This is a genomic window from Arthrobacter sp. UYNi723, from assembly GCF_054057635.1.
The window spans coordinates 35,019-59,468 of the sequence record NZ_JBSRZM010000008.1 but is presented as its reverse complement, the minus strand read 5'-3'; the positions used below and the strand labels follow the sequence as shown (position 1 = coordinate 59,468).

The 24,450-nt window shown below is 65.6% G+C and carries 26 protein-coding genes and 3 pseudogenes; 17 read left to right on the top strand and 12 right to left on the bottom strand.

Going from position 1 to position 24,450, the window contains the following annotated elements:
* From ACVWY0_RS08370 to ACVWY0_RS08345, 6 genes are all read left to right on the top strand, one after another.
* Positions 1-813, top strand: a complete 813-nt coding sequence (locus ACVWY0_RS08370) for an Rv1680 family SBP-like protein (protein WP_485836281.1) — start codon at positions 1-3, stop codon at positions 811-813.
* A complete protein-coding gene (locus tag ACVWY0_RS08365; protein WP_485836280.1) occupies positions 804-1,805 on the top strand; it encodes an Rv1681 family radical SAM protein in 1,002 nt (333 codons plus the stop codon). Before ACVWY0_RS08370 ends, ACVWY0_RS08365 begins: the two co-directional genes overlap by 10 nt.
* 260 nt (positions 1,806-2,065) lie before the next feature.
* Positions 2,066-2,623: a TQO small subunit DoxD gene (locus ACVWY0_RS08360; protein WP_485836279.1), complete on the top strand. Its 558-nt coding sequence runs from the start codon at positions 2,066-2,068 to the stop codon at positions 2,621-2,623.
* The gene (locus tag ACVWY0_RS08355) at positions 2,620-3,033 is read left to right on the top strand and encodes an Rv1678 family membrane protein (protein WP_485836278.1); all 414 of its coding nucleotides are present in this window, start codon (positions 2,620-2,622) and stop codon (positions 3,031-3,033) included. Before ACVWY0_RS08360 ends, ACVWY0_RS08355 begins: the two co-directional genes overlap by 4 nt.
* 127 nt (positions 3,034-3,160) lie before the next feature.
* Complete coding sequence (locus ACVWY0_RS08350; RefSeq protein WP_485836371.1) at positions 3,161-3,877, top strand: glycosyltransferase family 2 protein; 717 nt, start codon at positions 3,161-3,163, stop codon at positions 3,875-3,877.
* Complete coding sequence (locus ACVWY0_RS08345; protein ID WP_485836277.1) at positions 3,874-4,578, top strand: TIGR04282 family arsenosugar biosynthesis glycosyltransferase; 705 nt, start codon at positions 3,874-3,876, stop codon at positions 4,576-4,578. Before ACVWY0_RS08350 ends, ACVWY0_RS08345 begins: the two co-directional genes overlap by 4 nt.
* A 291-nt stretch (positions 4,579-4,869) precedes the next feature.
* Here the strand turns inward: ACVWY0_RS08345 and ACVWY0_RS08340 are convergent.
* Positions 4,870-5,699: pseudogene (locus ACVWY0_RS08340) on the bottom strand (alpha/beta fold hydrolase).
* A 243-nt stretch (positions 5,700-5,942) separates the two neighbouring features.
* On the opposite strand from ACVWY0_RS08340, the gene ACVWY0_RS08335 reads away from it, so the two are divergent.
* From ACVWY0_RS08335 to ACVWY0_RS08310, 6 genes are all read left to right on the top strand, one after another.
* Positions 5,943-6,338, top strand: a complete 396-nt coding sequence (locus ACVWY0_RS08335; protein ID WP_485836276.1) for a cupredoxin domain-containing protein — start codon at positions 5,943-5,945, stop codon at positions 6,336-6,338.
* Between the two features lie 8 nt (positions 6,339-6,346).
* Positions 6,347-6,820 carry a hypothetical protein gene (locus ACVWY0_RS08330; protein ID WP_485836275.1) on the top strand — a complete coding sequence of 158 codons (474 nt, stop codon included), beginning with the start codon at positions 6,347-6,349 and terminating at the stop codon, positions 6,818-6,820.
* Positions 6,821-6,999: 179 nt separating this feature from the next.
* On the top strand, positions 7,000-7,770 hold the full coding sequence (locus ACVWY0_RS08325) for a hypothetical protein (protein ID WP_485836274.1): 771 nt from the start codon (positions 7,000-7,002) through the stop codon (positions 7,768-7,770).
* 33 nt (positions 7,771-7,803) lie between these two features.
* On the top strand, positions 7,804-8,502 hold the full coding sequence (locus ACVWY0_RS08320; RefSeq protein ID WP_485836370.1) for a sortase domain-containing protein: 699 nt from the start codon (positions 7,804-7,806) through the stop codon (positions 8,500-8,502).
* A 48-nt stretch (positions 8,503-8,550) separates the two neighbouring features.
* Positions 8,551-9,195, top strand: coding sequence for a hypothetical protein (locus ACVWY0_RS08315; RefSeq protein WP_485836273.1), 645 nt, complete (start codon positions 8,551-8,553; stop codon positions 9,193-9,195).
* A 55-nt stretch (positions 9,196-9,250) separates the two neighbouring features.
* A complete protein-coding gene (locus tag ACVWY0_RS08310; RefSeq protein ID WP_485836272.1) occupies positions 9,251-9,700 on the top strand; it encodes a cupredoxin domain-containing protein in 450 nt (149 codons plus the stop codon).
* 234 nt (positions 9,701-9,934) lie between these two features.
* Here ACVWY0_RS08310 and ACVWY0_RS08305 read toward each other — a convergent pair whose 3' ends face one another.
* Entirely contained in the window at positions 9,935-10,213 is a 279-nt protein-coding gene (locus ACVWY0_RS08305; RefSeq protein WP_485836271.1) for a hypothetical protein, read from the bottom strand.
* A 358-nt stretch (positions 10,214-10,571) separates the two neighbouring features.
* Here ACVWY0_RS08305 and ACVWY0_RS08300 point away from each other — a divergent pair, with 358 nt between their 5' ends.
* Complete coding sequence (locus ACVWY0_RS08300) at positions 10,572-12,419, top strand: glycoside hydrolase family 15 protein (RefSeq protein WP_485836270.1); 1,848 nt, start codon at positions 10,572-10,574, stop codon at positions 12,417-12,419.
* Between the two features lie 293 nt (positions 12,420-12,712).
* Here the strand turns inward: ACVWY0_RS08300 and ACVWY0_RS08295 are convergent.
* From ACVWY0_RS08295 to ACVWY0_RS08265, 7 genes and pseudogenes are all read right to left on the bottom strand, one after another.
* Positions 12,713-12,805 (bottom strand): annotated as a pseudogene (locus ACVWY0_RS08295) (TOBE domain-containing protein); the annotation flags it as partial.
* A 116-nt stretch (positions 12,806-12,921) separates the two neighbouring features.
* Positions 12,922-13,551: a TSUP family transporter gene (locus tag ACVWY0_RS08290; RefSeq protein ID WP_485836269.1), complete on the bottom strand. Its 630-nt coding sequence runs from the start codon at positions 13,549-13,551 to the stop codon at positions 12,922-12,924.
* Positions 13,548-13,727 (bottom strand): hypothetical protein, encoded by a 180-nt coding sequence (locus ACVWY0_RS08285; RefSeq protein WP_485836268.1) that lies wholly within the window; start codon positions 13,725-13,727, stop codon positions 13,548-13,550. The genes ACVWY0_RS08290 and ACVWY0_RS08285 overlap by 4 nt, the downstream gene beginning before the upstream one ends.
* Before the next feature lie 209 nt (positions 13,728-13,936).
* A complete protein-coding gene (locus ACVWY0_RS08280; RefSeq protein WP_485836267.1) occupies positions 13,937-14,245 on the bottom strand; it encodes a hypothetical protein in 309 nt (102 codons plus the stop codon).
* 148 nt (positions 14,246-14,393) lie between these two features.
* The gene (locus ACVWY0_RS08275; RefSeq protein WP_485836266.1) at positions 14,394-14,981 is read right to left on the bottom strand and encodes a recombinase family protein; all 588 of its coding nucleotides are present in this window, start codon (positions 14,979-14,981) and stop codon (positions 14,394-14,396) included.
* Positions 14,982-15,054: 73 nt separating this feature from the next.
* Positions 15,055-15,327: pseudogene (locus ACVWY0_RS08270) on the bottom strand (integrase core domain-containing protein); the annotation flags it as partial.
* Complete coding sequence (locus ACVWY0_RS08265) at positions 15,324-16,727, bottom strand: Gfo/Idh/MocA family oxidoreductase (protein WP_485836265.1); 1,404 nt, start codon at positions 16,725-16,727, stop codon at positions 15,324-15,326. The gene ACVWY0_RS08265 and the pseudogene ACVWY0_RS08270, both read right to left, overlap by 4 nt.
* 308 nt (positions 16,728-17,035) lie before the next feature.
* Between ACVWY0_RS08265 and ACVWY0_RS08260 the strand changes: the two genes are divergently transcribed.
* The gene (locus tag ACVWY0_RS08260) at positions 17,036-18,070 is read left to right on the top strand and encodes a LacI family DNA-binding transcriptional regulator (protein WP_485836264.1); all 1,035 of its coding nucleotides are present in this window, start codon (positions 17,036-17,038) and stop codon (positions 18,068-18,070) included.
* 87 nt (positions 18,071-18,157) lie between these two features.
* Here the strand turns inward: ACVWY0_RS08260 and ACVWY0_RS08255 are convergent, their stop codons facing one another.
* Positions 18,158-18,865: a FadR/GntR family transcriptional regulator gene (locus ACVWY0_RS08255; protein WP_485836263.1), complete on the bottom strand. Its 708-nt coding sequence runs from the start codon at positions 18,863-18,865 to the stop codon at positions 18,158-18,160.
* 96 nt (positions 18,866-18,961) lie between these two features.
* Here ACVWY0_RS08255 and ACVWY0_RS08250 point away from each other — a divergent pair, with 96 nt between their 5' ends.
* On the top strand, positions 18,962-20,305 hold the full coding sequence (locus ACVWY0_RS08250) for an alpha-hydroxy acid oxidase (RefSeq protein ID WP_485836262.1): 1,344 nt from the start codon (positions 18,962-18,964) through the stop codon (positions 20,303-20,305).
* Positions 20,306-20,389: 84 nt separating this feature from the next.
* On the opposite strand, the gene ACVWY0_RS08245 is transcribed toward ACVWY0_RS08250, so the two are convergent.
* Both ACVWY0_RS08245 and ACVWY0_RS08240 read right to left on the bottom strand, forming a co-directional pair.
* Positions 20,390-20,932 (bottom strand): ArsR/SmtB family transcription factor, encoded by a 543-nt coding sequence (locus tag ACVWY0_RS08245; RefSeq protein ID WP_485836261.1) that lies wholly within the window; start codon positions 20,930-20,932, stop codon positions 20,390-20,392.
* A gap of 79 nt (positions 20,933-21,011) precedes the next feature.
* On the bottom strand, positions 21,012-22,223 hold the full coding sequence (locus tag ACVWY0_RS08240; RefSeq protein WP_485836260.1) for an acetoin utilization protein AcuC: 1,212 nt from the start codon (positions 22,221-22,223) through the stop codon (positions 21,012-21,014).
* 104 nt (positions 22,224-22,327) lie between these two features.
* Here ACVWY0_RS08240 and ACVWY0_RS08235 point away from each other — a divergent pair, with 104 nt between their 5' ends.
* Together ACVWY0_RS08235 and ACVWY0_RS08230 are read left to right on the top strand one after the other, a co-directional pair.
* Positions 22,328-23,761, top strand: a complete 1,434-nt coding sequence (locus ACVWY0_RS08235; protein ID WP_485836259.1) for a TrkH family potassium uptake protein — start codon at positions 22,328-22,330, stop codon at positions 23,759-23,761.
* A complete protein-coding gene (locus ACVWY0_RS08230) occupies positions 23,754-24,440 on the top strand; it encodes a potassium channel family protein (RefSeq protein ID WP_104060499.1) in 687 nt (228 codons plus the stop codon). The genes ACVWY0_RS08235 and ACVWY0_RS08230 overlap by 8 nt, the downstream gene beginning before the upstream one ends.
* Positions 24,441-24,450: the final 10 nt, after the last annotated feature.

The following is a 24,450-nucleotide window of genomic DNA, read 5'->3' as shown; positions in this document are numbered from 1 at the left end:
ATGTCCGAGCAGCTGCTGGTGGGGGCCGTGGCCTACACCCCGAATGTGGTGCCCATCTGGGAAGGCATCCGCGAGTATTTCGCTCGGTCGCCGGCACCGATGGACTTTGTCCTGTTCTCCAACTATGGACGTCAGGTCGAGGCGCTTCGGGCCGGACAGGTCGACATCATCTGGAACACCAACCTGGCCTATGTGCGTACGGTCATGCAGACCGGGGGCCGGGCCCGGGCACTGGCGATGCGGGACACCGACACCCGGTTCGCGACTGTGTTCGTCGCCCGCACCGGTAGCGGGCTCTCCGGCCCGGGTGCCCTCGCCGGTCAGCGGCTGGCCCTGGGGTCCGCGGACTCGGCCCAGGCCGCCATCCTGCCGCTGTACTACCTGGCCCGGGCCGGCCTGGACCTCACCTTGCTGGAGGTGACGCGGTTCGATAGTGACATCGGCAAGCACGGTGACACCGGGCGCAGCGAGCTGGACGCCATCGACGCTGTACTCGCCGGCGAGGCCGACGTCGCGGCCATCGGAATCACCACCTGGGAAGGCATCGGCGGCGGGGAGCTGATGCCGGAGGCACTGGAGGCGGTGTGGCAGACCGAACCGTACTGCCATTGCATGTTCACCGCCCTGGACACCCTGCCCGCCGAACGCTACGAGCCGTGGGTCAGCACGCTCCTGGCCATGGACTGGGAACGGCCCGAGCACCGCCGGATCCTGGAGCTCGAGGGGTTGCGGCGCTGGGTCCGGCCCGAACTGGACGGCTACACCGGGCTGTTCGCCGCCGTCGAGGAACAGGGGGTGACCAAGTGGTGGTGATCCTGGACCTGGTACGCATGGTGGGGACCCTGGCCGAGGGTGCCACCGGTGCGGTGACTATTGGCTCCGCGACCGAGTTTGACCTGGTCCAACGCTGGTGTGAACGAACGGGCAACACCCTCATCACCAAGTCATGGACCGACGTCGGTCCCGGCGCCGTCGTCGTACGCCGCGGCCGACTGCCCGACCCGGCAGTGACGCTGGGACCGGACCGCCTGCCTGGGGCCCGGCTCTGGCTGTACACGAACTTCCACTGCAACCTGGCCTGTGACTACTGCTGTGTCGCCTCCTCACCCAGGGCCGAGCGCCGGGAGCTCGGCGTCGAACGGATCGCCCGCCTGGTGCGGGCGGGCGCCGACTGGGGCGTCCAGGAGGTTTATCTCACCGGCGGCGAACCGTTTCTGCTGCCGGACATTGCCCGGATTGTCACGGACTGTGTCCGGCTGCTGCCAACGACCCTGCTGACCAACGGCATGCTGTTCCGGGGGCCCGGGCTTCGTTCCTTGCAGGCGATGCCGCGCGAGGGCTTCGCCCTGCAGATCAGCCTGGACTCCCCGACCCCCGAGATCCACGATGGGCACCGCGGTGCCGGCAGCTGGGCCCGGGCGGTGGCCGGGATCCAGGTTGCACTGGGCGAGGGTTTCCGGGTCCGGGTGGCTGCCACGATCGCATCGCCGCACGCGACCGATCTGGCCGCACTGCACGATTTTCTTGACGGGCTGGGCATCCCGCGGACCGATCAGGTCATCCGCCCGGTCGCGCAGCAGGGGGCAGCCAGCACTGGAGTCCAGTTCAGCCGCGAAACACTGGTCCCCGAAGTCACCGTCACCGCCGACGGGGTGTACTGGCACCCCGTGGCCGCGACAGATGACCAGGCGCTGGTCAGCACGCAGATCGAACCCCTGGGACCGGCGCTCAGCATGGTCTACCGGCTCTTCGCCGAACAATGGGCTGCTGCCGGCGCCGCCGCCAAACTTTTCCCCTGCGCGTAGCCGGGCTTAGAGTGTCCGGACCGGCTCAGCGGACCAACCGAAATCCGCGGGAGCCTGCGTGCATTTCACAACTCACCCGATGTACGCCAACCGTAAGGCTTTGCGGGTCGCCCAGGACACTCCTTGGGGCTAGCATGAAGCCATGACCCCCAACGACGAGGTGCTTGTTGTACAAACATACGGCGGGCGTGTGGGATGGCCGGCTGGCCCTTTGCCCTGCAACAGCGCGTTCATGAAGGACACCGGCAAGGTCTCCGACCATGTCTGATCTGGCCGCGACCACGACGCCGGGCGGCAGGACCGCCGCCGAAGGTCTCGACTCCGGGCGGACCGCCCGGGCCGTCATCGCCGGCCTGCGAATTGTCGTGGCCTTGATGTGGATCCAGAACGTCGGCTGGAAACTCCCCCCCAACTTTGGCCGCGACCAGGGCACAGGACTCTTCCAGTTCACCAGTTACGCTGTTGAGCATCCGGTCGCCCCGCCTTTCTCCTGGCTGGTCCAGAACGTCGTGTTACCGAACTTCACACTGTTCGGCTACGTCACCCTGCTGGTCGAGTTCAGCCTCGGCGCGTTCCTGCTCGCCGGCCTGCTCACCCGGTTCTGGGCTGCGCTCGGCATCATCCAGACCCTGGCGATCACCATGTCGGTCCTGAACGCACCCAACGAGTGGCACTGGTCCTACTACCTCATGCTCGCCGTGCACGCGGTGCTGATCGCGACGGCCGCCGGCAGATCCGCGGGGCTCGACGGCCTGCTCCGTCCCCGCTGGCGGACCTCCTCGAACCGCCTGGCCAGGTTGGCGCTGAGGGCATCATGACCGGTCCCCGCGGCGCCTTTCGTACCGGGCTGGATCGGGGCACCCGGCGCCGGGCGCTCACGCTCAGTGCCGCCACAGGGGCAACCGCCCTCTTCGGACTCATCGACTATAATCCGCTCAAGCTGGTGCCGGTCAATCCGGCCCAGGCCGTGATTCTTCTCGTTCTTGCCCTGATCGGCTTCGCCGGGACCATGCTCGGATTGCGCCCGATACTGTTCGGTGTCGGGGCAGGGATGATCGCCCTGGGCCTCATCCGCCTTGCCACCTACGGACAGGGGTTCGGGCTGATCGCCGGCGACGTCGGAACGGCAGCGCTGCTGACCGGACTCGGCATGGCCTTCATCGGAATCATGCTCGTCGGTGACCAACCAACACCTGAACGGCGAACCACGCCCACCGGACCGGACTAATGACTGTGGCTGTGTCTGGGGCCGGCGAGCCTATCCTGCCCCGATGCGAGTCCCACGATGCGGTGAAGCGGCCAGGGACAAGGCCGCATCCGCGTGCCTGGACCCATGGCGTGGCGGCGTGAGCGAAATGACCGGGCCCACTGTGGATGTTGTTCTGCCGTGTCTGAATGAATTCGGGGCACTGCAATGGGTCCTGGCCCGGATGCCTCACGGGTACCGGGCCATCGTGGTGGACAATGGCTCCACCGACGGTTCGGCGGAACTTGCGGCGGAGCTTGGGGCGACGGTGATCCGGGAAAACCGGCGAGGATTCGGGGCGGCAGCCCATGCCGGCCTGCTCGCCGCTACGGCGGACTTCGTGGCGTTCTGTGACTGCGATGGCTCCCTGGATCCGTCCGACCTGCCTGCCCTGCTGGCGCCTGTCATGGCCGGCACCGCCGATCTCGTGTTGGGCAGCCGCCAGCCGCAGCGCGGTTCATGGCCTTTTCATGCCCGTAGCGCCAACTATGTCCTGGCCTGGTTGCTGCGCCGCCGCACCGGCGAAGCCGTCACCGACCTCGGACCCATGCGGGCCGCACGCCGCGCGGATCTGCTGTCCCTTCAGCTTGAGGACCGCAGGAGCGGATATCCGCTGGAGATGTTTCTCAAAGCCAGCCTGCGGGGCTGGAGAATCACCGAACTTCCGGTGGTTTATGCCCCGCGCATGGGCAAGTCCAAGGTAACCGGAACAGTCCTGGGCACGGTGAGGGCTGTGCGCGATATGTCGGCACAGCTCCGGGCGGCAGCGGCCGCAGCTGCTGCCGGGCCGGTCCGCAGCTTCCCCGGCAGCGAGGAACAGCCATGAGGCCGACCCCGGATCTGCAAGTGGCGGTCTTCGCCAAGGAGTGCCTGCCGGGCCGGGTGAAGACCAGGCTGACTCCGCCATTGACGCCCGATCAGGCCGCTGACCTGGCACAACTCAGCCTCAGCAGGACCCTAGATACCATCAGACTCCTGCCGGTACGCGAACGGCTGCTGGTGATGGATGGGACACCACGCGCCCGGGATGCCGCAGGATTCGCCGTTGTGGCCCAGACCGGCGGCCTGCTGGATGAACGGCTCGCCGCAATCTGCGACGACGCCACCGGCCCCTTGCTGATCGTCGGCATGGACACACCCCAGATTTCACCGGAGCATCTTGCCCCGCTACTCATGGACTGGTCCGCGGCGACGCCACAGCACGATGCCTGGATGGGACCGGCCACCGACGGCGGCTTCTGGGCGCTGGCCCTCCGCCGGCCCGATGGCGCGCTGGTCCGCGGCGTGCCGATGTCCACGGACACGACCGGAGCCGACCAGCTCTCCCGGCTGGCGGCGGGCGGACTCTCAGTAGGGCTGTTGCCGGTTCTGAGGGACATGGACCACATGGACGATGCACGGGAGATCGCCGCGGAAATCCCGGGCACCGAATTCGCAGCCGCGGTGGCGGCCGCCATCGAACAAATGCAGACCAGAGGCCGCGGTGACAAGCCTGAAGACCGGGTTGCGGTCTCCGGGCCGGCCTAGTACTACAATCGCGTTTATATTTTTGGCTGCATCGGCGTTTTAAGCGGACTTTCCGCTCAGAGCCTGTTAATCAATGGTGGTGAGTGATGATTGTGTGGCGAACGTAGAACAATGGGCCGAAGGTCTGGAGGAAATCGGCGATCTGATTGGGCCGCGGTTTGTCCGGTCTGAATCACGCCTCCCTCACCACCGCCCCTTACCCCGCCGGGTGAAGGCGTGCCGCCCGGGCACCTCCCGTGCCCGGGCAGCCCCACCCCGGCAGCGGGTGAAGGCGGTTCGGATGTGTTGAGGCTACTTCGCCAGGAACTGGATAAGGGCTTGGTTCCATTCGTCGGGGTGGCTGACGTTGCACCCGTGGGGGGCTCCGGTGATGACGCGCACTTCGCTGCCGGGAAGGGCGGCGTGGGTGCGCTGACCGGATCCTTCGAAGGGTACGGTGGCGTCGCCGTCTCCGTGGAGCACGAGTGCGGGAACGGTCACCTTGAGCAGGTCGTCACGGAAGTCGGTGCCGCCGAAGGCCGCCATGCACGCGAGGGCCGCCTTTTTTTGTCCGCCTGCTTGCACAACGCGACGGCGTCCTGACGCTGCTGTTCGCTCACCTTGAGTTCTCCGTTGACGGAGAAGAAGTCGCGGGTGAATCCGTCGTAGAACTCGTCCTCGTCCTTGGTCAGATCAGCGGTCATCTTTGCGGCCGCCTCCTTGGTCAAGGGACCTTCAGGGTTGTCATCACCCTGCATCGGGACCGCGGAGGCGAAGACCACGCTGCGCAGCCGTTCGGCGCCGTAAAGGCTGAAGTAGCGGGCGACTTCGCCGCCGCCCATGGAAAACCCGACCAGGGTGACGTCGTTCAGGTCAAGCTGCTCCAGCAGGGCGTGCAGGTCCTCGGTCAGGGTGTCGTACTTGTAGCCGGACACTGGTTTGTCGCTGCGCCCGAAGCCGCGACGGTCATAGGTGATAACCCGGTATCATGCTCCCTGCAGGGCCGGTATCTGGGCCTGGAATGCTTCCCCGGACAGCGGCCAGCCGTGAATCATGACCACCGGCCGACCCTGGCCGCCGGTGTCATCCAGGTGCAGGTTGGTGTCCTTGAACAATCCGTGATGTGCAGTGATTTCGGTCATGCCTCGCCCTTCGATGCTCGTACCGTGCCGGATGGGGCCAGCCTACACAGGCCGTCAGCAGGCTGTCCTTCAAATCAGAGAACTTCCTTCGGACATCATCGAGCCAATTGGGTCGGTTATTCCGCCAGTCCCGGTCGGGCAGTCCTTCAGGGCAGGTGTGACGAATAGCGTGCGTGGGGTAGTTTCCTGATGGGCGCGCCGTCCGGCGGGTGGAGGACAACATCCCCTTCGAAGGGGAATGTCATGAGAACGATCAACCGTATTCTGGCTCTAGCTGGAATCGTGTCCTTGGCGGCCATCACCGGCTGCGCAGCTCAGGAAGGGGGCTCTTCCGCCCCGCCGCCCGCGACCAGCTCCGCTGCCCCATCAGCTGATGGATCGGCGCAGGCGGGTGAGGCAGTTATCACGATTCGGGACTTCGCCTATGAGGTTCCGGCATCGGTGAAGCCAGGGGCGACGGTGACGGTAACGAACGCGGACAGCGCCCCGCACACGCTGACTGCCAAGGACAAGGGCGGGTTCGACATCGAGGTCCCAGGCGGGGCAACGGCGATCTTCCAGGCCCCGGATGCCCCGAGTGAATACGGGATCATCTGCAGCTTTCATCCGCAGATGACCGGGACGCTGGTCGTGAAATGAACCGAGAAATGAGTCGGTCGGAACTGAAACCGCAGGCACGGTTTCTTTGGATGCTGCGTGTTGGTGTCGCGGCGGGCCTGGTGGTCAGTGCCGTGATCCATGTCCAGCTCGCCCCGGGCTACCAGCAGGCAGCGCCGGGCGGCCTCGGTCAGGGCACCTTGTTTCTCGTCCAGGCCGGCGCCGCGGTCCTGGCCGCGGTGTTTGTGCTGGTCAAGGGTTCCCGGACGGCTTTCGCGGCCGCCGCCGTGGTGGGTCTGTCGTCCCTGGCCGCGGTCATCCTGTACCGGTATGTCCAGGTCCCGGCTATTGGGCCGCTGCCCTCAATGTATGAACCGGTTTGGTACGCGGCCAAGGTTGTATCGGCGGTCGCCGAAGCGGTCGCCGGGGCCCTCGCTGTCGCCGGGTACGCCCTGCTACCTAAGAGCCGGACTGGATCAAGGACGGCTGCCCGGCGCCGCCGCCGCGGCGCTTCGGCTGCTTGACCCAGCCGGATCACGGCCTCCTGAAGTGCGCTGGATACCTGCCCGGCGGAGCCCTGCCCAAAACGTTTGTGAACCCGGCCACAATTTGGCCCATCCTTTTTGTGTGCTGCTCCGAAGTACTGGTGACCCCCTCCCGGGGGCGCCAACATCACACGCGCGTGAATGAGGAGATTTTTCAAATGAATAAGACACTCCGCTTTATGGCAGTTCCCACCCTCGCTTTGGCCGCCCTGGCCCTTTCCGGTTCCCCCGCGATGGCCGCGGACCAGTCCTACCAGTCCACCCTGGGCCAGCTCAACGGCAGCGCAGGCGCCGGCACCATCACAGTTGATGTCACTGGCAACCAGGCCCACGTTGTCCTGAAAGTTTCGGGTATGCCGGCGACGTTCATGGATGCCCCGTACCCGCACGTCCAGCACATCCACGGCGGCAAGCAGGGCACCTGCCCGGACCCGTCGGCCGACAAGGACGGGGACCAGGTCATCTCCACCACCGAGGGCGACCCGTTCTACGGCCCCGTCGTGACCACCTTGTCCACCAGCGGCGACACCAGCCCGGCAGCGGGCCTTGACCTCAAGGTCGGCGGCCAGGGCGCCGCCTACACCGTTGACCGCACGTTCGAACTGAACGCCGAAACCAAGGCAGCCCTGAAAGCCGGCACCGCTGTTGTGGTGGTTCACGGTCTTGATCCGGCCACCCTGAGCGCGGCAGGCCAGGCCGCCAAGTCCGATCTGGCCCCGACCCTTCCGCTCGCCGCCACTTCCCCCGCCCTGTGCGGGACCCTGAAGGCCGGCCAGATGAAGATGCCGGCAGGCGGCGCTGACACCGGCGTCACCCAGGAAACCGGCACCGACACCGGAGCCCTCGCTATCGGCGGCGGCCTGGCCCTGATCGCCCTCGCCGGCGGAGCCTACGTTGTCCGCCGCCGCAGCGCCGAATCAGCAGCCTAAGCAAGGGCTGACGGGACCATCACTGTGACACTCATGAATCCCGGCCACCGCAGAGGCCCCCTGGCCTCTGCGGTGGCCGGGGTTCTGCTCCTGCTCACCCTGGCCGGCTGCGGCGCAGGAAACAACGGAACGCCCGACGCCGGCTCCCCACCTTCCGCTTCCGCCTCATCTCCGGTAACACCCGGCACGACCGCGGCTCCGACACCGGCTACAGCCACCCCGCCGCCCGCCGCCCCCGTGGCGTCCCCGCCCGCACAGCAGCTTCCGCCGGTGATGGGCGCGTCGGCTCCCGTCACCTTGGCCATTCCCTCGATCGGGGTCCGGACGGACCTTCTCCACCTGGGACTGCGGGAGAACGGCTCCCTGGAAGTCCCGGAAGACACCGGTAACGGCGCACCCGCCAGCTGGTACAACGGCTCCCCCACACCCGGCGAACGCGGCCCCTCCGTGATGCTCGGTCACGTCAACGCCCTCGGCGGGAACACCGGGGTGTTCGCAGACCTCCAGAAGCTCAAAAACGGCGACGAAATCAACGTGTCCCGAACCGACGGTAGCATCGCCGTGTTCACCGTTGACCGCGGCGCCCTCTACAGCAAGAACGAATTCCCCACTCTCGAGGTCTACGGGAACACAAATAACGCCGAACTCCGGCTGGTCACCTGCGACGGGTACGATCCCGCCACCGGGCTCTTCGATGACAACTACGTCATCTACGCCACACTCAAAACCTGACAACGGCCCTCGCCTGCGGAAGCAGGAAAGGGCACGGATGGATAAGACATGAAGAATCGAAACCAAGCCCTGGCCGCCCTGGCCGTAGCATCGGTGCTGCTCTCCGGCTGCGCCGCAGCTGCCGGGTCCGTTTCCGCTCCGTCAGCGGTTTCGACGACGGACCCGTCCGCAGCGTCACCCGAAGCGGGGCACACCGACAGCCACGGCAGCGGGCACCACAGTGACGGGTCATCATCCCCGGGCACCCCCAAGGCCGAAGGTCCCAGCGATGCTGCCCTGATGGTCTGCGGAGACCAGCCGATGGACCGGCTCACCGCCATCCTGAACCTGGACTCGGACGCGCACACCGTCAACGACTGGGCCAACAACACCTTCACCTGCACCTACCACCTGGACGAAGGGGCACTGATAATCTCAGTCCAGGAAGCCGTCGACAAGGCGTCCGCCCTAACCTACTTCAACGCGATGCAGGCCCTGGCCAAAGACGCCACACCCATCGAAGGCCTCGCGAACCTCGGCTTCCCGGCCTACGAAACCGCCGACGGATCAGCAGTGTTCCAAAAAGACAGCTTCGTCCTGCACGTGGACGCCACCGACCTGCCCGCCACCCTGGGACCGGAGAACATCACCAGGAACGCCCTGGCCTACCAGCTCTCCACCACCATCCTGGCCTGCTGGGTCGAACACCCCTGACCCGCTTATGCGCAAACCAAGGCACCAACCGACGGTACCCATGAAAGGTTCACCCATGAAAGCAAACACCAGAACCGGTAGCGCGCTCGGACTCGCGGCAGCGGCAGCCGTGCTGGTATTGTCCGGCTGCGGGACCCCCGGCACCTCCGGGTCCGACACAACAGCCAACCCCACACTGACGGAACAATTCCCCTCAGCTCCTGCCGCCACCACAGAACCTGCTCCCTCAACCTCCGGCCCGGGCTCAACACCAGCGGCGGCCCCGGCGAAAATACTGATCAAGGGCTTCAAATACCAGGGCGCGGAAACCGTGAGCCCCGGAGCGACGGTCAGCGTCACCAACGAAGACATCGAAGCGCACACCATCACCGCTGACACCGGTGACGCGTTCGACGCCAACATCCAAGTCGGCACCGGCACCTTCACCGCACCCGTCGAACCCGGGACCTACCCCTACCACTGCAACTTCCACGGCAACATGAAAGGCACCCTCACCGTGAAATAACACCCCGGCAGAAGGACGCAGTACACCGGGAACGAAGTGGGGTCTGGAACGGAGATAATCGTTCCTTCGTTACCGGCACGTGCGTCCCGAAGGGTCTGCGCCCGTCTTCCCGGATCGAGGTTTCCGTGGCCCGGTTGCCTTCCACGCGGCAACTCACCGATGCGGGGACCGACACATGGGCGGGTCTCGGGCATGCCCAACGGTATCCCCAGGTGGTCCTACAAACCCCAGGGCTTATCCGCGCTTTCCGGGCTGCGTTGCATCGAAGAACCGCAATGCCTCGCTGTTTTGGCCCGTACCCACGCCCGTTCCTTTCTCGCGGATAAAATCCAGATCCTCACGGGAAAGCAGCATCTGGCCGTGCCCGTCGACGTCGACGTGCCCCGCGGAATTTTGCTTGATCATGGCAGTGACAGTGCGCGGCACCATCACGCATCCCGGATTATCCAGGAGCCACTGGCGCGTCTCTGAATCAAGTCGCTCCCACTCGTCTTTGAGTGTCATCTCGTACATTCACCCTTTTCCGTTTCCCCAGAAACCCTCCATCCGGGCCTGGGATTCCGCTAAGAGTACGTCTCACGTCAAAAGAAGAACAGTGTCCCTTCACCAACTCTGGAAACATCACAACCTCTGGGCGCCGTGACTGTTAGCCAAAGCGGAGCGTCAGGGATTAGGACTTTGGAGATGCCACTGCATGGCTTCGTCCCGTGAGGTGAAAAACGTGTCGGGCAGGGCGGGTTAACCCCTCCGAGGAAGGTTGCAAGACACGCTTCCCCGTTCAAGCTGCGGTTCCCGGCCAGGTGGGCTCAAATCGGGTTGATATTCCCAGCCCCCCTTGCTTGAAGCGGACCGAGTCAGTCAGGCTGTGTCAATGACCAGTAGCCCCATCGCAGACTATGGACTGCTCTCTGACTGCCGGTCCGCGGCGTTGGTGAGTGCTGCAGGATCTGTGGACTGGTTGTGCCTGCCCCGGTTCGACAGTCCCTCGGTTTTTGGACGTCTCCTGGGTGACGACGCAGGGTTCTGGTCAATCCGTCCTGTTGCTGACTTCACGTCCACCCGGCGATATGTCGGTCCCAGCATGGTTCTTGAGACCTCTTTCCGCACCGACGAGGGAGAGGTCACCCTGACCGACGCCCTGGCTCTTGGAAACGGGAACAGGGGCCATGACCTCGGTGCCGGATCACCGGGGGCGCTGTTGCGGCAAGTTTCCTGCATACGAGGAACGGTTCAGCTTGACGTCGTCTTTGTGGCGCGACCGGAATACGGGTTGATACGGCCTTTGGTCCACGGGGGATCAGGTGGGCTGTTGATTAGAGGAGGCGCCGCAGTTCTGTCAGTGTCTGCTCCTGTTCCGTTTACGATCGAAAGCGATGTCGCCCGGGCCCGCGTTGTTGTGCGAGACGGTGATGCTTTTGGATTCGCCCTTGAACACGCGAACAGCTGGGAGGATGCGCCCGTCTTCTGGGCACAGGAGGAAATTTCCCGGCGGCTTGCCGACACCGTTGAGGGCTGGACGAGCTGGTCGGGGATGCACCAGAACTACACCGGCCCGTGGCAGGAACTGGTCTCCCTGAGCGGGAGGGTGCTGCGGGCGCTGACCTTCCACCCCACTGGAGCGATCGTGGCCGCCCCCACCACGTCCCTGCCGGAGGTCATCGGAGGCCAGCGCAACTGGGACTACCGCTATACATGGGTCCGGGATGCAAGCATGACGCTGCAGGCACTCTGGGTTGCCGCCTGCCCGGTCGAAGCCGGAAGATTCTTCCGCTTTCTGGCGACGGCTGGCTCCGGCCAACTGGGCGAGGGTGAAGAGCTCGGGATCATGTACGGGCTCGGTGGTGAACGTGACCTGTCAGAACGTGAACTGCCCCACCTGCCGGGTTGGCGTTCAAGCACGCCCGTCCGAATAGGGAACGCAGCATGGCGGCAACGCCAGCTCGACGTGTACGGGGAACTCCTGGACGCTGCAGCAATCTTGCCGGAATACCTCGCAGATATGGACCCGGACACCCGCAAATTCCTTGCAGACGCCGCCGATGCAGCAGCCGCACGGTGGCAGTCCCCGGACCAGGGGATCTGGGAAGTCCGCGGCGAGCCCCGCCACTACCTGTACTCAAAGCTCATGTGCTGGGTGGCCGTGGACCGCGCCGTCAGCATTGCCGACCTCCTGGATGCCACGGACAGGGTTCCTTATTGGCGGGACGTACGAGAGCAGATCGCCGCTGCTATAAAGGCCCAGGGCTGGAGTGATACTGCCAACTCCTACACCCAGGCGTTGGGCTCCGATGAGCTGGATGCTTCAGCACTGATGCTCTCAATTGTCGGCTTCCTGCCGGGGGATGACCCACGGATGCTGGCAACAATTGACGCGATCCAGCGGCATCTCACGGACACAAGGGGCCTGGTGTACCGGTACGGTGGTGAAGACGGGCTGCCCGGGGCTGAAGGGACGTTCCTGCTGTGTACGTTCTGGCTCGCCCACGCACTTGCCCTCGCCGGCTCCGTTGAGCGCGCCCGGGAAGTCTTTGAAGGCGCTGCAGGCTTCGCCACAGAGCTGGGCCTGCTTTCTGAAGAGGTGGCCGCCGGCAGCGGTGAGTTGTTGGGGAACTTCCCGCAGGCGTTCAGCCACATCGGGCTGGTCAACGCTGCCTGGGCGATCAGCCGGGCTGAGGAGAAGTACCCCGGGTCCGGAACCCCGGCCAGCAGCAGGCTGTGATCCGCTTAGCGGTGTTGCTGGCTTTCATTGCGGCCGCACTCCTGTTGCCTGTTCCGACTGTGGATGATCTGCAGCAGTACTTCACGAACACCCGGTGGGTCCCGCCGTTTATGTCCTGGGCTGCGCTGTGCTGACCCTTCGCCAGTGCCTAAGAACGTCCTGGCTGTGTCAAGCATTTCTGGCCCCGGTGTGACGGCTGTAGGTGGCCCCACTTGCCCGGGTTTTAAGCGTCGGCTTGGTTGTTCCCTGATGCTTTCGGTGCGCGCGGATTATCCGCGGTGAGGGTGTTGGGGTTAGGCCGGGTAGATGGAGACGGCCGTGGCTTTGATGACGTAGTACACGGTCATTCCGGGTGTAAGTCCGAGGTCCGCAGATGCGGCTGGGGTTTTGACCCACCGCCCCCATGCCGGCCGGAGACGGGACACCATCCGTATCGAGCGCCGCTCCTCCGCTGAAAGGCTGCTTCCAGGGGGGGCAACCCGCTGGACCACGGGAGTAGTTGCTAGTCGTGGTTCCAGACTTTAATTGACGACAAAAGCAAAAGCAGGACGAGCAGCGGAATGAGGACCAGGCTGGGAACAACTCCTAGCAGGAGGCCGCCGATCACCGTTCCTGTGATGGATCCCAGAGTCATGGTGATAAGAAAGCGTTTGTTCTGTCCCAGAACGCCGAAGCTCTTGTCCCTGCTGAAGCGGGCGAACGCGACGAGCATGGTGGGTAGCGACACTGCCAGGGAGAGGCTTCCGGCGATCTTGATGTCGGTGCCGTAGAGCAGGACGATCGTGGGGATCAGCAGCTCTCCGCCGGCGACTTCCATCAGGGCAGCCACGACGCCGATGATGACGCCGGCCGCGACGCCCAGGACGGTCCGCGGGGTGGCGGGAATCGTGAGGGGGTCGATGGGGAAGAAGTGGGTGACGAACAGCAGCACGGCGATCAGGACGAGCAGGACCGCGATGATCCGGAAGAGAGTTTTGGACTTCAGCCGGGTGGCCCAATGTGCCCCGATCCAGGCGCCGATCAGGCTGCCGGCCAGGAGGTTCAGGACGATGAACCAGTACGGGGATAGCTCGCCGAGGGGAACAGCGAGGAGCCTGGCTGGCAGGGCCTTGATGACGACGATCAGGCTCATCCCCCGGTGAAGCCGAGCCGGTCAACGGCGGACCAGATTTCCTTCACCAGGGCAGCGTCGGTGTAGTAGGCGTTGGTCGTGGTCCGCGACGCGGCGGCGTACTCCCGCTCGCTCAGGACGTCGCGCAGCTGGGCGCGTTCGTTGGCCCAGTCGTCCTTGTCGAACAGCTGGGGCACCGCTCCCCAGCTGGACCACTGGGCGAGGGCGCGCTGCTCGGCCTCGGTGGCCGGGCGCTGCTGGGCCTCAAGCTCCCGGACGATGCGGATTGCTTCCAGGTTCGCTGTGAAGCGGGCTTTCTGCCCCGAGGGTGCAAGGTCGGCCTGGGAAGCGGGGCGGAATCGTCTGGCCGCCGCGGCCGCCGAAGGCTCCTGCTGCGGTTCGGGTTCTATCTCTCGTCGTCCTGCCGATTGGAGGCCGGCTCCATTTCCTCTGGCTCCGTGGGCAGTCCGTCGTAGATCATCTCCTGGTACGCCATCTCCCGTGCCCGGAGTTTGGCCATGTTCACCAGCCCCACGTACTCCAACGGAGCTTCGCTCCCCCGGGCCGGCATCAGTTCTTCGCTCAGCGCCCAGATCCGGTCCTGGATCGCCCTGCCCAAGGTCGAAAAGTGTGTCTCGGGGTCCGCTATCTGGGCGTAGGTCTGCGGGTCGTGCTGCTTCATGGTTTCCATGGCGTGTCTGCCGTGCTCGTTCATTTACTACCTCTTCCGGTTCGGCCCACAAGGACTCCAGACTCAGCTGACCCTCAATGTGGTTTTTCGATTTCCTCGGTGCCATGTGCGCCGTTCCCCCTCCGTTGGCCTCCACGCTAGCGAAGGCATCGATGGATTAACAGCCGCACCCTTACTCCTGCGGGACCTGCAAGCTCTTCCGCTGGCGGGCGAGCTCACGGACCACGGTGGCCTCGCTGACGTCGATGGTCTTGGCGATGTCGCGGATCGTCCGCTTTTCGCCGCGCATCCGGTGGGCGGTGGCTGCCTTGTCCGGGGTCATTTTGGTTGGCCGGCCGCCAACGCGTCCCCTGGCCTTGGCGGCGGCGAGACCGGCCATGGTCCGCTCGCGCAGTCGGTTCCGTTCGTATTCTGCGATGGCCGAGAAGAAGTGGAACATCAGCACGCCCTGGGACGTCGTGGTGTCCAGCCAGGTGTCCGTTAGCGACCGGAGTCCGACGTGCCGGTCCGCCAGCGTCTTCACGACTCCAGCGAGGTCAGCAGTGTTGCGTCCCAGCCGCGATAAGTCGTTGACGACCAGGATGTTGCCGGGTTGCAGGTGATCCATGCAGTCCTGCCACTGCGGCCGTTCCTGGGTCGCCCCGGAAGCGTAATCGGTCCAGATACGAAAACACCCTGCAGCATTCAAAGCATCCAGCTGCAGGTCCAGCGATTGCTCGGTCGTACTAACACGTGCGTATCCGATAAGAGTCGCGTTCATCGAGCTTTCCTCAATTTCAGCAGACCGAAAAGCCCGAGGCCGAGTGGTTGGGCCCCCGTTAGCAGTCCAGCGTCTATGCGATAGCTAATTGGTTTTCTTGCGTCCAGTTTTCCCAGTAGCGTTTCGGCGTCATGCCGTCCAGGGATCCGTGGGGCCGTTCATGATTGTAGATAGCTTTCCATTCGTCGGCCAAATACTTCGCTTCGGCCATGGTGTCCATGATTTCTCCGGAGAGTTGTTCCCTTCTGAACTGGGCGTTGAAGGATTCGATGAAGCCGTTCTGCCAGGGCGATCCCGGGTCGATGAATGCGGTGTCGACCCCGGCGGTGTTGCACCACTCGATCAGCCGAGGTGGAGATCCTCGATACGGACGGGAAGCGAGGACTCCAGCGAAAGGTTGCCGGCAATGCCCACGGACACGGAGCGGAGGCCGTCGAGGTAGCCGGACGGACGGCCCAGGGGATCCTCGCCGGGACCGTTGAAGAGGTCGGAAAGGAGCAGGTCGTCGCCGCCGCCGTGGCCTCCTTCGCCGTTGACGATGGGCACCTCGTAGGCAGCTTCCCAGTGGCGCTGGACCACCAGGCGTTCGCCGTTGCGGCGGACGGCGTCTTCCTCCTCGATGGGGGTGGCGCTCGGGTCCACCACGGTCTTTTTGTCCGTGCTGTTGAGGACGGCGGCGCGTTCCACCACTTCAAGTTCGGCCCGTCCTTCGGTGCCGTTGACGGCCACGCGGTAGCCTTCCCACGGGCTGTGGGCGTTCAGGGAGTAGCTCAGGCGCGGGCCGCCCTGGTACTCCACCACGAGTGCCAGGTTGTCCTCGATGGTGACGCCGCCGGTGAAGACGTCCTGGTCACGGCGGTAGCCGTCGTAGTGCTCGTTGTCCAGGAAGAGGGCCTTCAGTCGCTCATCCTCCCGCAGGTCCAGCGCGAACGGATCCTTTTCGGCACTTGCCGGAGTGCCGGCGTCGGGCGTTCCACGCTCCGGACGGGGACCCAGACCGCGCTCGGCGGCGTTCTCATCGCCGTAGAACTTGAGGCCACCGGAGGCGAACACGCGCTCCGGGACGTCGTTGATCCACCAGTTGACCAGGTCGAAGTGGTGCGATGCCTTGTGGATCAGCAGGCCGCCAGAGTTCTTCTTCTCGCGGTGCCAGCGGCGGAAGTAGTCAGCTCCGTGGACGGTGTCCAGGACCCAGCTGAAGTCGATGGAGGTGACCTTGCCGATCACGCCGCTCTGGATGATTTCCTTGAGGGCGCTGTTGCGCGGTGAGTAGCGGTAGTTGAAGGTGACCACCACGTTGCGGCCGGTTTCTGCCACGGCCTTGGTGATGCGGCGGCAGCCTTCGGCGTCGATGGTGAGGGGCTTTTCGACGACGACGTCGGCGCCCGCCTCGAGTGCCTCCACGATGTAGTCCGCATGGGTGTAGTCCGGCGTGGTCACCACAACGCGGTCGATGTTGTTGGCCTGGATGTAGGCGGTGAGGTCTGCGGGGTCAAAGGAAGCGACAGGTCCGGGCGCACCGAGTTCCTGGATGAGCTTCTGGTAGAACTCCGCGCGGCCGGGGTTCACGTCGGAGAAAGCCACAAGTTCCGCGGTATCAGCGTGCTTGCCGAAGATGGCCCGGATGTACATCTCGGAGCGGCCACCGGTGCCGATGAGGGCGATGCGGGCCTTGGTACGCGTGCCTGGCTCCGGCGCTGAAGTGAAGGCCGCGGTAGCAGAACTCGATTCGGCTGTGTTGGCCATGAAGGTCCCTTTCGAAGGCTTCAATACTCGGCCGTGCTGCGGCCGCGGGTGGTGCTCTGGACTGTGGTCCTGGCAGGTGAGAAAGCGTTTTCTCAGGGCCGCTACATGATTTCTATCAATAGACGTGCGGTCCCGTCAACCCTTATCCTCTCCAAGGGAAAGCGCTTTCATACAGAAAGGCCCGCTGCGGCGGTGGCGAAGCCAGCATCCGGCGCGCCGAACAGGTGGAAACCGGTTTCCGAGAGCGTTGTATGCTGTCCCACGGGCGCCGGTAACCACGGGGACCGGGACTTACGAAAGGCAGGGCCATGGCCAGGAAATCGGCAACCGGCAGGATCGGCATTGCGGACGTTGCCGTGAAGGCCGGGGTTTCGCACGCCACTGTTTCGCGCGTCATGAACGGCAACTTCACGGTGGACCCGGACATCGCGGCACGGGTGCGGGCGGCCGCCGTCGAGCTCAAATACCAGCCCAATCCCGTGGGGCGCAGCCTCGCGCTGGGAAAAACGGACACCATCGGCATTGTGGTGCCGGACCTTGCAAACCCCACCTTCCAGGCGATCCTGCGCGGCTTGAGCCGGGCTGCGGCGGAGGACGGCTACCGCGTCCTGATTGCCGATTCCTTCGAAGTCTCCAGCGAGGAAGCCATCCTGGCCGGCGAGGCCCGCCGGCGCTGCGACGGCCTGGTGCTCTGCGCCCCGCGCATGAGCGATGCCGAGCTCGAAGAAATCGCGCCGTCGCTGCACCCGCTGGTCCTGATCAACCGGACGACGGCGGCGGCCGGGATTCCGAGCCTCGTGGTGGACTACGGGCAGGGAGTCCAGGACCTCGCCGAGCACTTGGTGGGCCTCGGCCATACGCGCCTGGCCTTCCTGGCCGGCCCGGCAGGCAGCGCCTCCAACGGGCTCCGGCTCGAGGGCCTGGAGGCGTTCAAAACCCGGCACCGGCAGGTGGCCGTCACCATGCTCGACGGCGGCTCGGACTTCGATACGGGCCACGGGGCGGTGGTCTCGGTCCTGGCCAGCGGCGCCACGGGCATTCTGGCCTTCAACGACCTCGTGGCCATGGGCCTGATGAGCGGCCTGCACGAACGCGGTGTGGACGTTCCGGGCGACATCTCCGTCACCGGCTTCGACGACATCCCGTTCGCCCGCTACACCACACCCACCCTGACCACCGCGGCGGTTCCGATTGCCGAGCTCGGCGGCCAGGCCTGGCGTGAACTGCGGGCACTCATCCGCAAGGAAGGCCACGACGCCCCGGGCAGCCGGTACCAGCCGCGCCTGGAAATCCGGGCAAGCAGCGGCCCCGCCAAGGCCCCACGCACTGCGGCCCACGGCTGACCCGCCGCCGCCGAATCCTCCGCGACATGACACTTCGCGGCAGTGTTGATCGCTGACATTGCCGCCAACTGCCATGTCGACGCCGCGTCAGCCTTCCGCCGGGCGCCCAACCCCGCCCTCGCGGTAGTATCCCTCGATGTGGGCAGCCACCAGCGTGGCGGCGCGCGCGCCGTCGTCGTTCCTGATGGCGGCCAGAATCTCCCGGTGCTCCGCCTGCAGGCGCGACGCCGTTGCATCCCAATCCGGAAGATTGGCGGTATACCGGGCTGTATAGCCCTGGATGGATTCGCGCAGCGAGCCCATCATGGCGCTGACCACGGCATTGCCGGCGGCGTCCGCGAGGGCCAGATGGAACCGGATATCCAGCGCCAGGAAGTCATCCGCCGTCCGGGCAACGCGTTCGACGGCGTCCATCTCGCCCAGGAGCGTGGCGGCCAGGTCCAGCTCCGGAGCGTCGGGCTTTGCCCGGGCAGCCGCCCAGGTCTCCAGCAGGATGCGCGTTTCCACGATGTCGGACACGGGCAGATGCTGCGTGGCAACGTGGAGCCGCAACGCGGAGCCGAGCGCCGCCGTCGGATCCGAAATCACCACCGTCCCGGCTTCCGGGCCGGAACCAACCCCGGCGCGGACCACCCCCATGGCCTCCAGGATCCGGATGGCCTCGCGTACCGAGGTTCTTGACACGGCCAGCTGCTCGGCGAGCGCCCGCTCCGCAGGCAGGCGCCCGCCCACGCTCAGCTGTCCGTCGGAGAGCTGCTGTTCGATCCACGTCAGGACAAGTTGGTGCGTACGCATATCACCATCGTAGTTGATGTGGTTGGACCACATGGTTTAGAGTGTGGTTAGACCACAGCCCGACCCCCTGTGCCAGGCCCACCAACGGAGGCAGCCATGACCCACACCATCCAGCCGAACAATCCCGAGGTCACTCCTACCCCGGATGCCACGGATGTCCCGGCCGCCACGGTGCCCCGCCCCGCCGGCCCCGCCGGCCCTGCGGCGGTGCCGGCTGCGCTGAAGCGCCGCATCCCCAAGTACTCGGACCTGGCCCCGCTGATGCAGTTCAAGAAGCCCGAATTCAGCAAGGAAGCACGGCTCAAGCGAGCCAGCACCATCTGGGACCTGCGGGACATGGCCAAACGTCGCACGCCGCAGGCCCCGTTCGACTACACCGACGGCGCCGCCGAGGGCGAGATCACCCTGCGCCGCGCCCGCGAAGCCTTCCTGGACATCGAGTTCCGGCCCGGCATCCTGCGAAACGTCTCCAGCATCGACCTCAGCACCAACATCCTGGGCAAGTCCTCACGGCTGCCCGTGGGCATCGCCCCCACCGGCTTCACCCGCATGATGCAGTCCGAGGGTGAATACGCCGGCTCGCAGGCAGCCGAAGCCGCCGGCATTCCGTACACCCTCTCCACCATGGGCACCGCCTCCATCGAGGACGTGGCCGCCGCCGCCCCGAACGGCCGCAACTGGTTCCAGCTGTACCTGTGGACGGACCGCGACCGTTCGCTGGAACTGATCGAACGCGCCGCCAAGGCCGGCAACGATACGCTCATGGTCACGGTGGACACCGCCGTCGCCGGCGCCCGGCTCCGCGACGTCCGCAACGGCATGACCATCCCGCCGGCACTGACCGTCAAAACCGTCCTGGACGCGTCCTACCGCCCGGCCTGGTGGTTCAACTTCCTCACGCACGAGCCGCTGACCTTTGCCTCACTGTCCCGTTACACCGGAACCGTCGCGGATCTCATCAACTCGATGTTCGACCCCACGCTGACGTTCGACGACCTGGACTGGCTGCGCGAAACCTGGAAGGGCAAGCTCGTGGTCAAGGGCATCCAGACCGTCGAGGACGCCCGCAGGGTAGTGGACCATGGGGCGGACGGCGTTGTGCTCTCCAACCACGGCGGCCGCCAGCTGGACCGCGCGCCCATCCCGTTCCACCTGCTGCCCGACGTCAAAGAAGCGTTCACCAAGGACAACTCGGACGCGGCCATCATGCTGGACACCGGCATCATGAGCGGCGCGGACATCATCGCGGCCCTGGCCCTGGGCGCCGACTTCACGCTGATCGGCCGCGCGTACCTTTACGGACTGATGGCCGGCGGCCGGGCTGGCGTGGACCGCACCCTGCAGATCCTCGAGAAGGACATGGCCCGCACCATGGCGCTGCTGGGCGTCAGCAAGATCTCCGAGCTGACCCCGGACCACGTACGCCTGCTCAACAAATAGCCCGCCCGCCCAACTAGGTAGCAGTAAGTGTCGTTTTGAGCCCTCAAAACGACACTTACTGCTACCTACTTTGGGTTAATGGGGCTACTTTTTGCGGCCGAACTTGGGGAGATTCGGGAGGTTGGCCAGCAGGTCCGCGGCTTTCGTGGCGGCGCGGCCCACGGTGCGGCCGATCTGCTGCGGCACGGTGTCGTCGCTGAGCGGGGCTACGGAGCCGCCGGGAATCACGACGGCGGGACTCAGTTCGGCGCCCGGGCGATCGAGGACGGCGGCGGCGGCAACGTTGTCCGAGAGCGGGGTAGCGACGGTTCGCTCGGTGCCGGCGTCCGCCTCCGCGCGAGGTGGCTTGGCGACGGCGGCCGCCGGGCCGACGTCGAACGTCTCCAGCCAGCTGACGATCCCCTCCAGCGGTTTGGCGTTCAGCGCGTAATAGCGCTTCTGGCCCTGCGCCCGCATGCTGACCAGCTGCGCCTCGCGGAGGACTTTCAGGTGCTTGGAAATGGTGGGCTGGCTTGCGGAGAGTTCTTCCACCAGCTCACCCACTGCCTTGTCCCCGGCGCGCAGGGATACCAAAATGTCGCGCCGGGTTGCTTCCGCAATGACGGCAAATACGTCGTCTGTCACCATGACTCCCACCCTAGCGACATATACGCCGCCGGGCATCAACTATTTCGCCCGTGACCGCCCCGCGCGGGTCGAAGAAGGATCAGTCGAACCAGGGATCAAGTCCGTGCAGCGGAAAAACGGCTTTGCGGGTGGCCATGACGGTGCGGTCCACGGCGTCGTTGGGGTCGAACCCCACTTCCCAGGACCGCCACCAGAGCTCCACGTCATCGCCCATGAGGCCCGGGGTGTCCATGCCGAACTTGTCCGAAACATACGTGCGCCAATCCTCCGGCACCGGGGTCTGGAGCGGAACGGGACGCCCGGCGGCGATGGCGATCAGGTGGCTCCAGGAGCGCGGCACCACGTCGGTGACGCTGTACCCACCGCCGCCCGTGGCGATCCAGCGGCCCTCACAATGCCGGGCAGCGAGATTTCCGACGGCGGTAGCTGCCTCGCGCTGGCCGTCCACACTGATGTTCAGGTGGGCCAGCGGATCACGCCGGTGCGAGTCGCAGCCGTGCTGGCTCACGATGACTTCGGGCTGGAACGCGCCCACGAGCTGCGGCACCACTGCGTGGAAAGCACGCAGCCAGCCGGCATCGCCGGTGCCCGACGGCAGGGCAATGTTGACGGCACTGCCCTCAGCCTGCGGACCGCCGATCTCGTTCGCGAAACCGGTCCCCGGGAACAGCGTGAGTCCGCTTTCATGCAGGGAAATGGTCAGGACCCGGGGGTCGTCCCAGAAGATGCTTTCCGTCCCGTCGCCGTGGTGCGCATCGACGTCGATGTACGCCACGCGGCGGATGCCGCCGTCGAGCAGTCTCTGGACCGCCAGCGCGGAGTCATTGTAGATGCAGAAGCCGCTGGCACGGTCGCGGGCCGCGTGGTGCAGGCCGCCGCCGAAGTTCACGGCGTGGAGCGCGGATCCGTCCAGGATGGCGGACGCAGCGATCAGCGATCCGCCTGCGAGCCTCGCGGCGGCGTCGTGCATGCCGGCGAAGGCCGGGTCGTCGTCGGTGCCCAGTCCGCGGGCTTCATCCGGCGATGTCGGGTCGTCGCTGACCCGGCGGACCGCAGCCACAAACTCAGGCGAGTGCACGGTTTCCAGTTCGGCATCGGACGCAACCTCCGGAGCCTCCACGGACACATGCGCCAGGTCCAGCAGGCCGAGGCTGCGGGCCAGCCGGGCGGTCAGTTCCAGCCGTGCCGGAGCCATGGGGTGGCCGAGGCCAAAATTGTAGGCCGTCATGGCCGGATTCCACACCACCATCGTTGGTGGCGCGGGCTGGCTGAGACCGGGCAGGAATGTCATCAATGACAGGCTACCGGAGGACGCCACTGCCCCAGCCCGGCCATTACGCGGGCATTAGTGGTTTACTACTGGAGGAAACAGTTTCAACCGAGGAAAAGCCCCCCATGACGCAACGCCAGTCGAGGCCCCGGAACCCGGCCAGCTGGCACCCCGCCGCACCGGAGCGCGAAGGCCTCTGGATCTTCACCCGCGTACGCGACTTCGTCGACGATATTGCCAATACGTCGCCCGCGCGGCTTGCCCTGAGCGCCTTCGGGGCGGTCTGCCTGGTCTTCACGTTCATCCTCTCGCTGCCCATCTCCTCCGCCACCGGTACGGCCACTCCGATACACCAGGCACTGTTCACGGCGGTGTCCGCGGTCTGCGTGACCGGCCTGACGGTTGTTTCGACGGCGGTGCACTGGTCCTTCTTCGGCCAACTGGTCATCCTGATCGGCATCTTCGTGGGCGGCTTGGGAACCCTCACGCTCGCGTCGCTGCTGGCACTCATGGTGAGCAAGAAGCTTGGCGTCCGCGGCAAGCTCATCGCCCAGGAGGCCATGAACAACGCCGGCCGGCTCGGTGAAGTGGGTACGCTGCTGCGGATCGTCATCGTGACCTCCGTGGTGATCGAGGGTGTCCTGGCGCTGGCGCTGATCCCCCGGTTTATGACGTTGGGTGAGCCCTTCTGGCAGTCGGTGTGGCATGGAGGCTTCTACGCAATTTCCTCCTTTAACAACGCCGGCTTCACCCCGCATTCGGATGGCATTGTGCCGTACGAGACCGACCTGTGGATCCTCATCCCGCTGATGCTCGGCGTGTTCCTGGGCAGCCTGGGTTTTCCCGTGGTCATGGTCCTGCAGCAGAACGGGCTCAACTGGAAGAAGTGGAATCTCCACACCAAGCTGACCATCCAGGTGTCCTTCATCCTGCTGGCCGCCGGTACGCTACTGTGGGCGCTGATGGAGTGGGACAACGTGCGGACCATCGGCCACATGGAGATCGGCGACAAGATCACCCATTCGCTCTTTGCCTCCGTCATGACCCGCTCGGGCGGGTTCAACCTGGTGGACCAGAACCACATGGAATCCACCACCATGCTGCTCACCGACGCCCTCATGTTCGCCGGCGGCGGTTCGGCGTCGACGGCGGGCGGCATCAAGGTGACCACCATCGCCGTGATGTTCCTCGCCATCGCCGCGGAGGCCCGCGGCGACTCCGACGTGAAGGTGTATGGCCGGACCATCCCGCAGGGCACCATGCGGGTGGCCATCTCAGTGATCGTCGCCGGCGCGACGCTGGTCTCCGCCTCAGCGTTCCTGCTCCTGCAAATCAGCGGCGCATCCCTGGACCGCGTGCTGTTCGAAACCATTTCAGCCTTCGCCACCGTGGGACTGAGCACCAACCTCAGTGCCGAACTGCCGCCGTCGGGAGTGTATGTCCTCACCGCCCTGATGTTCGCGGGCCGCGTCGGCACCGTCACCCTTGCAGCTGGGCTGGCACTGCGCCAACGCAGCCAGCTGTACCACTACCCGGAAGAGAGGCCCATCATTGGCTAATTCCTCAGGCGCCCCCAACCGCCCCGCCCACAACGCGCCGGTCCTGGTGATCGGGCTGGGCCGCTTCGGCTCGTCCACCGCCGAGCAGCTCGTGAAACAGGGCCGCGAGGTGCTGGCGATCGAGCGTGACCGGTCCTTGGTCCAGAAGTGGGCACCGCTCCTCACACACGTGGTGGAGGCTGACGCCACCAACATTGATGCGCTGCGCCAGCTCGGTGCACAGGAGTTCAGCTCGGCCGTTTGTGGCGTGGGCACCTCGATAGAGTCCTCCGTGCTGATCACCGTCAACCTGGTGGACCTCGGCATCGAGCACCTCTGGGTCAAAGCCATCACCCCGTCGCACGGCAAGATCCTCACCCGGATCGGCGCGAACCACGTGATCTACCCCGAGGCCGACGCCGGCGTCCGCGCCGCGCACCTGGTCTCCGGCCGCATGCTGGACTTCATCGAGTTCGACGACGACTTCGCCATCGTGAAAATGTATCCGCCGCGCGAGACGGTGGGCTTCACGCTGGATGAGTCCAAGGTGCGCTCCAAGTACGGCGTGACCATCGTGGGCGTGAAGTCGCCCGGCGAGGACTTCACCTACGCCCGCCCGGAAACCAAGGTGTCCGCCCGCGACATGCTGATCGTGTCCGGGCACGTGGACCTGCTGGAACGGTTCGCGGCCCGGCCGTAGTCCTCACCCG

What these genes read in the sequence shown, in the direction of transcription:
- ACVWY0_RS08370 (WP_485836281.1), top strand. Translation starts at nt 1, where the DNA reads ATGTCCGAGCAGCTGCTGGTGGGGGCCGTGGCCTACACCCCGAATGTG.
- ACVWY0_RS08335 (WP_485836276.1), top strand. Translation starts at nt 5,943, where the DNA reads ATGAGAACGATCAACCGTATTCTGGCTCTAGCTGGAATCGTGTCCTTG.
- ACVWY0_RS08320 (WP_485836370.1), top strand. Translation starts at nt 7,804, where the DNA reads ATGAATCCCGGCCACCGCAGAGGCCCCCTGGCCTCTGCGGTGGCCGGG.
- ACVWY0_RS08245 (WP_485836261.1), bottom strand. Translation starts at nt 20,932, where the DNA reads ATGGTGACAGACGACGTATTTGCCGTCATTGCGGAAGCAACCCGGCGC.
- ACVWY0_RS08265 (WP_485836265.1), bottom strand. Translation starts at nt 16,727, where the DNA reads ATGGCCAACACAGCCGAATCGAGTTCTGCTACCGCGGCCTTCACTTCA.
- ACVWY0_RS08280 (WP_485836267.1), bottom strand. Translation starts at nt 14,245, where the DNA reads ATGAACGAGCACGGCAGACACGCCATGGAAACCATGAAGCAGCACGAC.
- ACVWY0_RS08250 (WP_485836262.1), top strand. Translation starts at nt 18,962, where the DNA reads ATGACCCACACCATCCAGCCGAACAATCCCGAGGTCACTCCTACCCCG.
- ACVWY0_RS08300 (WP_485836270.1), top strand. Translation starts at nt 10,572, where the DNA reads ATGACCAGTAGCCCCATCGCAGACTATGGACTGCTCTCTGACTGCCGG.
- ACVWY0_RS08355 (WP_485836278.1), top strand. Translation starts at nt 2,620, where the DNA reads ATGACCGGTCCCCGCGGCGCCTTTCGTACCGGGCTGGATCGGGGCACC.
- ACVWY0_RS08325 (WP_485836274.1), top strand. Translation starts at nt 7,000, where the DNA reads ATGAATAAGACACTCCGCTTTATGGCAGTTCCCACCCTCGCTTTGGCC.
- ACVWY0_RS08315 (WP_485836273.1), top strand. Translation starts at nt 8,551, where the DNA reads ATGAAGAATCGAAACCAAGCCCTGGCCGCCCTGGCCGTAGCATCGGTG.
- ACVWY0_RS08235 (WP_485836259.1), top strand. Translation starts at nt 22,328, where the DNA reads ATGACGCAACGCCAGTCGAGGCCCCGGAACCCGGCCAGCTGGCACCCC.
- ACVWY0_RS08305 (WP_485836271.1), bottom strand. Translation starts at nt 10,213, where the DNA reads ATGTACGAGATGACACTCAAAGACGAGTGGGAGCGACTTGATTCAGAG.
- ACVWY0_RS08360 (WP_485836279.1), top strand. Translation starts at nt 2,066, where the DNA reads ATGTCTGATCTGGCCGCGACCACGACGCCGGGCGGCAGGACCGCCGCC.
- ACVWY0_RS08240 (WP_485836260.1), bottom strand. Translation starts at nt 22,223, where the DNA reads ATGACATTCCTGCCCGGTCTCAGCCAGCCCGCGCCACCAACGATGGTG.
- ACVWY0_RS08310 (WP_485836272.1), top strand. Translation starts at nt 9,251, where the DNA reads ATGAAAGCAAACACCAGAACCGGTAGCGCGCTCGGACTCGCGGCAGCG.
- ACVWY0_RS08350 (WP_485836371.1), top strand. Translation starts at nt 3,161, where the DNA reads ATGACCGGGCCCACTGTGGATGTTGTTCTGCCGTGTCTGAATGAATTC.
- ACVWY0_RS08260 (WP_485836264.1), top strand. Translation starts at nt 17,036, where the DNA reads ATGGCCAGGAAATCGGCAACCGGCAGGATCGGCATTGCGGACGTTGCC.
- ACVWY0_RS08290 (WP_485836269.1), bottom strand. Translation starts at nt 13,551, where the DNA reads ATGAGCCTGATCGTCGTCATCAAGGCCCTGCCAGCCAGGCTCCTCGCT.
- ACVWY0_RS08255 (WP_485836263.1), bottom strand. Translation starts at nt 18,865, where the DNA reads ATGCGTACGCACCAACTTGTCCTGACGTGGATCGAACAGCAGCTCTCC.
- ACVWY0_RS08345 (WP_485836277.1), top strand. Translation starts at nt 3,874, where the DNA reads ATGAGGCCGACCCCGGATCTGCAAGTGGCGGTCTTCGCCAAGGAGTGC.
- ACVWY0_RS08330 (WP_485836275.1), top strand. Translation starts at nt 6,347, where the DNA reads ATGAGTCGGTCGGAACTGAAACCGCAGGCACGGTTTCTTTGGATGCTG.
- ACVWY0_RS08275 (WP_485836266.1), bottom strand. Translation starts at nt 14,981, where the DNA reads ATGAACGCGACTCTTATCGGATACGCACGTGTTAGTACGACCGAGCAA.